This is a genomic window from Roseateles sp. P5_E11 (assembly GCF_054049355.1).
Genome location: NZ_JBFUMO010000261.1, coordinates 1 through 7,751 on the forward strand (window position 1 = coordinate 1; position 7,751 = coordinate 7,751).

The window sequence follows — 7,751 nt, forward strand, 5'->3', positions numbered from 1 at the left end:
GGGCGACACCGAGGGCGTGGTGGTACTGGACCAGGCCGAGCAGACCTTCATCTTCGAGAACATCGACAGCGAGCCCGTGCCCTCGCTGATGCGCGGCTTCTCGGCGCCGGTGGTGCTGGAGGACGGCCTGTCCGACGCCGGCCTGATCGTGCTGATGCGCCACGACAGCGACCCTTTCAACCGCTGGGAAGCCGGCCAGCGCCTGGCGCTGAACCGCATCCTGCATTCGCTGCGCGCGGGCCAGCCGCTGGTGCTGAGCCCCGTCTTCATCGACGCGATGCGGGTCCTGCTCAACCATCCCGAGTTGGACCCGGCCTTCAAGGAACTGGCCCTGACCCTGCCTGGCGAGGCCTATATCGCCGAGCAGCTCGACGTCGTCGACCCACAGGCCATCCACGCTGCCGTCATGGCCGCGCAAACCCAGCTCGCCGCCGCCCTGCGCGACGACTGGGCCGCGGCCTTCGAGGCCAACCAGATCAGCGGTGGCTACACGCCCGACCCGGTCTCGTCCGGCAAGCGGGCGCTGGCCAACCTGGCCCTGTCCATGCTCGTGCTGGATGCGCAGGCCACGGGCGACACCGTCTGGCCGGGCAAGGCCTACCAGCGCTTCAAGGACGCGTCCAACATGACCGAGCGTCTCGGCGCGCTGGCCGCCCTGGTGAACGCCAACGCCGAACTGGCCGCACCGGCCCTGCAGCGCTTCCACGCGCTGTTCAAGGACGATGCGCTGGTGGTCGACAAGTGGTTCTCGCTCCAGGCGCGCGCGCCCGAGGCCGATGGCCGTGTGTTCGCGCGTGCCAAGGCGCTGACCAAGCATGCCGACTTCACACTCAAGAACCCGAACCGCGCGCGCAGCCTGTTGGCCTCGCTGTACATGTTCAACCCGGCCGCCTTCCACCGCGCCGACGCGGCCGGCTATGTGTTCTGGGCCGAGCAGGTGCTCGCCATCGACACCATCAACCCGCAGCTCGCCAGCCGCCTCGCCCGCGCGATGGACCGCTGGGCCGTGCTGGCCGAGCCCTACCGCAGCGCCGCCCGCGAGGCCGTCGCGCGCGTTGCCGCCAAGCCTGATCTGTCGAGCGACGTGCGCGAGATCGTCGAACGCGCGCTGGCCTCGGGAGGCTGATCGATGTCTCGTCAAACCAGCCTGACCCAATACCTCGTCGAGCAGCAGCGCGAGCACGGCCACATCCCGCAGGAACTGCGCCTCTTGATCGAGGTCGTCGCCCGCGCCTGCAAGCGCATCGCCATCGCCGTCAACAAGGGGGCGCTGGGCGACGTGCTGGGCACCGCCGGCAGCGAGAACGTGCAGGGCGAGGTGCAGAAGAAGCTCGACATCATCGCCAACGAGGTGCTGATCGAGGCCAATGAATGGGGCGGCCACCTCGCGGCCATGGCCAGCGAGGAGATGGACGGCATCTACGTCGTGCCCAACCGCTACCCCCAGGGTGAATACCTGCTGCTGTTCGACCCGCTGGACGGCTCCAGCAACATCGACGTCAACGTGTCCATCGGCACCATCTTCAGCGTGCTGCGCAAGGTGGGCCATTCGCGTGGCGTCAGCGAAGAAGACTTCCTGCAGCCCGGCAAGCAGCAGGCGGCGGCCGGCTACTGCGTCTACGGACCGCAGAGCATGCTGGTGCTGACGGTGGGTGACGGCGTGGCTGTCTTCACGCTGGACCGCGAGACCGGCTCCTGGGTGCTGACGCAGGACCAGGTCAGGATTCCCGAAGACACCAAGGAATTCGCGATCAAMATGTCCAACCTGCGCCACTGGGCGCCGCCGGTGCGCCGCTACATCGACGAATGCCTGGCCGGCTCCACAGGGCCTCGTGGCAAGGACTTCAACATGCGCTGGGTCGCCAGCATGGTGGCCGACGTGCACCGCATCATGACCCGCGGCGGCGTCTTCATGTACCCCTGGGACCAGCGCGAGCCCGACAAGCCCGGCAAATTGCGCCTGCTGTACGAGGCCAACCCGATGGCCTTCCTCGTCGAGCAGGCCGGCGGCGTGGCCACCACCGGCAGTGAACGCATCATGGACCTGAAGCCGACCAAGCTGCACGAACGCGTGGCCGTGGCCCTGGGCTCCAAGAACGAGGTCGAGCGTATCGCCGCCTATCATCTCGACGCGTCCTGAGAAGCGTACCAAGAAGCGTCTATGGCATAGGCCGGTCCATCCAGCCTGTGATGAGCTGGACGGCCTCGGCCTCCATGCCGATGAAGCCGTGCCAGTGGAGGGCCTCGCAGGCGTCGCCCGTCGGGTCGGCGCCGCCGTCGACCACGACCAGCTTCTTCACTGGCGCAGCCGTCAGCCCGCGCGGGATGTAGCCCACGTCATGAGGCAGAGTCTGCCGGCACTGGTCCTTGGCGTGGTGCAGCACCAGCACCGGCACGCGGATGGCCGACAACTCCTGGCGCGGCACGGCGCCCGGCTTGTCCCAGGCGACGATGCTGGACGTCAACACCAGGCCGGCGATCTCCCCCTGCAATCGGATGGCCGCCGCCGTGGCCGACACCGTTCCACGACTGGTGCCGACCAACCAGACCGGCAATGGCGACTTCTGCCTGACGGCCTTCAGCACTTCGCGGATGTCGGTCATGTGGGCGTCCGAGATGCGCTCGCTGTAGCCCAGATCGGGCGTGTCGCTCGGCTTGCCGAAGATGGCGACGTTGTAGCCGCGCGCGGCGAACTCCCCTGCGGAGCGGACCAGGAAATTGCGGCTCGTTGGCCGGCCCGCTTCGATGCGCCCGAAGCCGCCGCTGCCACCGGGAAACAGCAACACCGTCGCCCGCGCCGCTTCGGCAGCCTGCCAGAACACCGGCGTGACAACGCCCTCGCGGGTGGCGACGTCGAAGCGCCCATCCTCGGCCTGGGTCAGCGCCGTGGCACCCAGCATCCACGCCCCCAGCAGCAGATTCCTGATCTTTTTCATGCGCCGGAGTTTGCGTCCTGACGCCCGAAAAGCAAGCCGATCTTGGCGGCTCAATGCAGTTGCGCTATGATCTCGGGCTTCGCTGGCCGCTGGGGAATGACCATCGGTTGAGCGTGAGGCCGGCATAGCTCAGTTGGTAGAGCAGCGCATTCGTAATGCGAAGGTCGGGGGTTCGACTCCTCTTGCCGGCACCAGAACAAGAAGAAGCACCAAGGGCCTGATCTCGCGATCAGGCCCTTTTTGCGTTCTGGGCAGTTTTCCGCACTTGGAACAGCTGTTGCAAACGACCTCAGCCCAACCTCGATAACGCACGCGCGGCGCAGGCACCGGGCCGTTAGTCTGCATGGATTGCAGTTCCCGAAGTCGCCCGCACACCATGGACAGCGCCAGCAACACCCCCACGCCGGGCTTGCGTCAGAAACTCATCATTGCCGCCATCGTCGTCACGGCGCTGCTGGCCTTGTTCGGCCTGTCGACCTTGCACGAGCGCACGACCAGCGAGGTGCAGGCCCGCAAGAACGCCACCGCCCTCAGCTTCGAGCGCTCGCCCGAACAATGGCTGGCCCACCCGCGTGAAGCTTCCGAGTTCGAGCGCGCCCTGCAGGCCAAGGACGTTGCGGCCGTCGGTGTCAGCGGCGGCCTGGTGCTCTACACCGACCGCGCCGGCCATCAATTCAGCACGCGGCTCATCGACTGCGGCCTGGGCTGCAAGAACGAGATCGGCTCACGCCTGGGCGAACTCAGCGTGGCCCAAGGCTTTGCGCTGACCGACATCGACGTCGACGCGCGTACCGGCGGCCAGCGCCTGTTCCAGTCCCTGGAGCGGGCCGGGAGCGCGCTGGCGCCGCTGCTCGTCATGCTGCTGATCGCCGGCCCGCTGGTCTATCTGCAGCTGCGCGGCCCCTTGAGCCAGCGTACGCGCCTGGCCGACAAGCCCAAGACCCGCTTCGACGACGTCATCGGCGCCGAAGAGGCCAAGAAGGCGTTGCGACGCGTCGCAGCCTTCATGAAGGATCCCAAGCAATACGCCGCCGTGGGCGCCAAGGCGCCGCGCGGCGTGCTGCTTGACGGCCCGCCGGGCACCGGCAAGACGCTGCTGGCCAAGGCCCTGGCCGGCGAATGCGGCGCCAGCTTCATCAGCGTCGACGGCTCTTACTTCAGCTCCATGTTCTATGGCGCCGGTATCGGCAAGGTGAAGGAGCTCTTCAAGAAGGCCCGCGACGCAGCGCCCTGCATCGTCTTCATCGACGAGATCGACGGCATCGGCCGGCGCAGCAACGGCAAGGAAGCCGGCGGGGGCGGCGGCGAGCAGGAGCAGAACCGCATCATCAACCGCCTGCTGGTGGAGATGGACGGCTTCTCCTCGCTGGAGAATGTCGTCATCGTCGGYGCCACCAACCACATAGACAACATCGACGAGGCCATGCGCCGGCCTGGCCGCTTCGACCTCATCGTGCGCACGGCCATGCCCACGGTGCCCGAGCGCCAGCAGCTGTTCGACCTTTACCTGGGCCAGATCAAGGCATCGACGGGCATGGACCTGCCATCGATCGCCCGCACCGCGGCCGGCATGTCGCCGGCGGACATCGCCAACTGCGTGAACCGCGCCGCCGCCTACGCCGCTGAAGCGGGTGAAGCCCATGTCAGCGAGGAGCGCGTCTACCAGTCGCTGGAGACGCACCAGCTCGGCGGCGAGGTGAGCAACAGCAAGGACATCATCACGCCCGAGACGCTGCGCCGCATCGCCTTCCATGAATCCGGCCATGCGCTGGTGGCCCATGTGCTGGAGGCCGGCAGTGTCGAGCGCGTCAGCATCGAGCCGCGCGGCCCGGCCCTGGGCGTGACCTATGTGACCCGCACCCACGAGGAGCCGCTGTACGGCGAACGCGAGCTGCGCTCCCGCCTGGCGATGATGCTGGCGGGCCGCGAGGCCGAGCTGATCGCCTTCGGCAACACCTCCTCCGGCGCGGCCGACGACCTCAAGCGCGCGTCCGAGCTCGCCACCAACATGATCGGCTCCATGGGCTTTGGCAAGACCTTCGGCTTGCTCAGCATGGCCGGCGTGCCGAAGGAACTCATCGGCCCCGACGTACAGAAGTCGCTGCTGGACGAGGCCCGCGCCCTGCTCGAGAGTGCCCAGGCCGAATGCCGCAGCGTGCTGGAGGACAAGCGTGACCGCCTGGACGCATTGACCGAGTTGCTGCTCGGGCAGGAGACCGTCAGCGGCGCACCGCTGAAGCGCGTGCTGGCGGGCGAGCCTACGGCAGCTTGAGCCGCTTTCTCGCCGTGGCCAGCGTCTGCCGCGACTTGGCGTAGTCGCGCCACGGGTCCTCCTTCTCGAAGGACAGGTACTCGCGCGCCGTCGTGATGGTCCACTGCGCGCCGCTCTTCAGTGAGCCGAGCTGCTCCCAGCTGACGGGCATGGAGACGCCCAATCCCGGCCGGGCCCGCGCAGAGAACGCCGTCGCCGTCGTCTGGCTGTGCCCGTTCCTCAGGTAGTCGATGAAGATCTTGCCAACGCGATTCTTGCCGCCGCTCTTGGCGACGAAGCGCTGCGGGAGGGTCTCGGCCATGTGGGCCACGACGGCCTGCGAGAAATCCTTGACGGTGTCGTAGTCCAGCTTGGGCGCCAGCGGCACCACCACATGCAGGCCCTTGCCACCGCTGGTCTTGAGCCACGCCTTCAGGCCCAGCTCCTCGAGCATGGTGTGCGTGAGGGCGGCCGCCTCCTGCAGATGCGCCCAGCTGACGCCCTCGCCCGGGTCCAGGTCGAACACGATCCGGTCCGGTAGGTCGATGCGCCCGACCTTGGAGTTCCAGGTGTGGAACTCGACGACATTGAGCTGGGCGGCGTTGATGAGCCCTTCGACGCTGTCGACGGACATCAGCGCCTCGTGTTCCGGCCACAGCGCCGGATCGAGGGTCGTGATGCCCGGGATCTCCTTGTCCGAATGCTTCTGGAAGAACAGCTGCCCGCTGATGCCCTGCGGTGCACGCACCAGGGAGACGGGGCGGTTCTTCAGGTGCGGCAGGATGCGGTCCGCGACGCTCTCGTAGTAGTGCACCAGGTCGATCTTGCGCAGCCCGGTCGAGGTGTCGATGACCCGGTCGGGGTGGCTGATCTTGACGCTCGTCCTGGGCGAAGGCCGTACCGCCGCGGCCTGCTCGCGCTGGATCGCCTTGGGCGCCTTGTCGGCGCGCACACCAACGAATCTCGCATGCCGGATATGGCCATCGGGCGTCCACTCGCCGAAGGCCACTTCCACCACCATCTCCGGCCGCACCCAGCGCTCGCTACCCCGGGCGCGGCGCGACCAGCGGCCCGGCTCGACGGCCGCCGGGGCTATGGCCGGCGTCTTCGTCTGCAGCTTGCTCAACTGCCGGTGCAGCTCGCGCCCCTGCGCCGAGGCCCAGCCGGTGCCGACCGAGCCGGCCGAGCGCAACTTGCCGTCCTGGTGATAGCCCAGCATCAGGGCTCCGACTTCCTGGGGCGAGTTCGTGCGGTCGGTGAAGCCGATGACGACGAATTCCTGGCGGCGCTGGCATTTCAGCTTGAGCCAGCTGTCACTGCGCCGGGAGACATAGGGCGAGTCGGCCTTCTTCAGCATCACGCCTTCCAGGCCCAGCTGGCAGGCCGCGGCGAGCACTTGCGACGGCGCCGCCGGCAGCTCATCGCTGAAGCGCACGCGGGCCGAGGTGCGGCCTTCGAGCAGCTCTTTGAGCACCGCGCGCCGGCTGCGCAGCGGCACTTCGCGCAGGTCGGTGTCGCCGAGGAAGGGCAGGTCGAACAGGAACATGGCGATGTCCTGCGTGCGCGCGTTGTCGATGGCGTTCTGCAGCCGGTTGAAGTCCGGCACGCCATGCTCGTTCAACACGACGATCTCACCGTCCAGCCAGGCCTGATCGATGCCGAGCTTCTCGAGTTCATCGACAAGCGGCGCCAGCTTCGCGGTCCAGTCATTGCCATTGCGCGTGATCAGCGCGACCTTGCCCTTGCTGATGCGCACGCCCATGCGATAGCCGTCGAACTTGTTCTCTATCACCCAGTCGCCGTCTGCGGGCGCAGCGGCAATCAGCGTTGCCAGCTGCAGCTCGAGCGTCTTCGGGAACGGCGCCTTCCTTGCGCGGGACAGATCGGGGCCGGCCGTCTGCGGCTGTGCGCGCACCCGCGGTTCACGCTCCTCCACGGGGCCCAGGGGTTTTTCCACGACGCTGTCCGGCAAGGCGCTGATGACGTCGTATTCGGCCGTCGGCCGCGCCCAGGCATCGCCGCGCTTCTTGAACAGGATCCACTGGTCCTGCTTCTTCTCGCCCGGCTTGGAGATGCGCACCAGCTCCCACAGCCCGGCCAGCTTCTCGCCATGCAATTCGAAGATCAGCTTGCCCTTGGCCAGGCCCTCGCGCGGGTCGCCGACCGGCGTCCAGCTGCCGCGGTCCCAGATGATGACGGTGCCGGCGCCGTAATGCCCCTTGGGAATCTCGCCCTCGAAGCTGTTGTAGCTGACCGGGTGGTCCTCGACATGGATGGCCATTTGCTTCTTCGCGGGGTCGAAACTCGGCCCCTTGGGCACGGCCCAGCTGACCATGACGCCGTCCAGTTCGAGCCTGAAGTCGTAGTGCAGGTGCGAGGCCCAGTGCTTCTGGATGACGAAGCCCAAGGCCTTGGACTTGCGGCGCCCCAGCCTCCCCTTGGGCTCGGCGGTGCCGCTGAAATCGCGCTTGGCGTTGTAGCGCGCCAATGGCGCCTCGGCGGTGGCGGGGCGGGGCTTGCTCATGGGTCAGGCGCTACTTGCGCGCCCGCAGCCGTTTGGGGGC

The 7,751-nt window shown here is 67.6% G+C and carries 5 protein-coding genes and 1 tRNA gene; 4 read left to right on the forward strand and 2 right to left on the reverse strand.

Features of this window, described 5'->3' with window-relative positions; translation table 11 throughout:
• Positions 1 to 1,126 (forward strand): DUF3458 domain-containing protein (locus ACXJKR_RS18370; RefSeq protein ID WP_457324044.1); only part of this gene is annotated, 1,126 nt, incomplete at its 5' end.
• A gap of 3 nt (positions 1,127 to 1,129) precedes the next feature.
• Positions 1,130 to 2,140: a class 1 fructose-bisphosphatase gene (locus tag ACXJKR_RS18375; protein ID WP_457324045.1), complete on the forward strand. Its 1,011-nt coding sequence runs from the start codon at positions 1,130 to 1,132 to the stop codon at positions 2,138 to 2,140.
• Positions 2,141 to 2,159: 19 nt separating this feature from the next.
• Here ACXJKR_RS18375 and ACXJKR_RS18380 read toward each other — a convergent pair whose 3' ends face one another.
• Positions 2,160 to 2,936, reverse strand: coding sequence for an alpha/beta hydrolase (locus ACXJKR_RS18380; RefSeq protein WP_056198683.1), 777 nt, complete (start codon positions 2,934 to 2,936; stop codon positions 2,160 to 2,162).
• A gap of 118 nt (positions 2,937 to 3,054) precedes the next feature.
• On the opposite strand from ACXJKR_RS18380, the gene ACXJKR_RS18385 reads away from it, so the two are divergent.
• Together ACXJKR_RS18385 and ACXJKR_RS18390 are read left to right on the forward strand one after the other, a co-directional pair.
• Positions 3,055 to 3,130 (forward strand) — tRNA-Thr (locus ACXJKR_RS18385).
• 182 nt (positions 3,131 to 3,312) lie between these two features.
• Positions 3,313 to 5,208, forward strand: coding sequence for an AAA family ATPase (locus ACXJKR_RS18390; protein ID WP_056198686.1), 1,896 nt, complete (start codon positions 3,313 to 3,315; stop codon positions 5,206 to 5,208).
• On the opposite strand, the gene ligD is transcribed toward ACXJKR_RS18390, so the two are convergent.
• Entirely contained in the window at positions 5,195 to 7,711 is a 2,517-nt protein-coding gene (gene ligD / locus ACXJKR_RS18395) for a DNA ligase D (RefSeq protein ID WP_056198689.1), read from the reverse strand. The genes ACXJKR_RS18390 and ligD overlap by 14 nt on opposite strands.
• Positions 7,712 to 7,751: the final 40 nt, after the last annotated feature.

Excerpts from the sequence above, each read along its gene's own strand:
- ACXJKR_RS18380 (WP_056198683.1), bottom strand. The coding sequence starts at position 2,936 with ATGAAAAAGATCAGGAATCTGCTGCTGGGGGCGTGGATGCTGGGTGCC.
- ligD (WP_056198689.1), bottom strand. The coding sequence starts at position 7,711 with ATGAGCAAGCCCCGCCCCGCCACCGCCGAGGCGCCATTGGCGCGCTAC.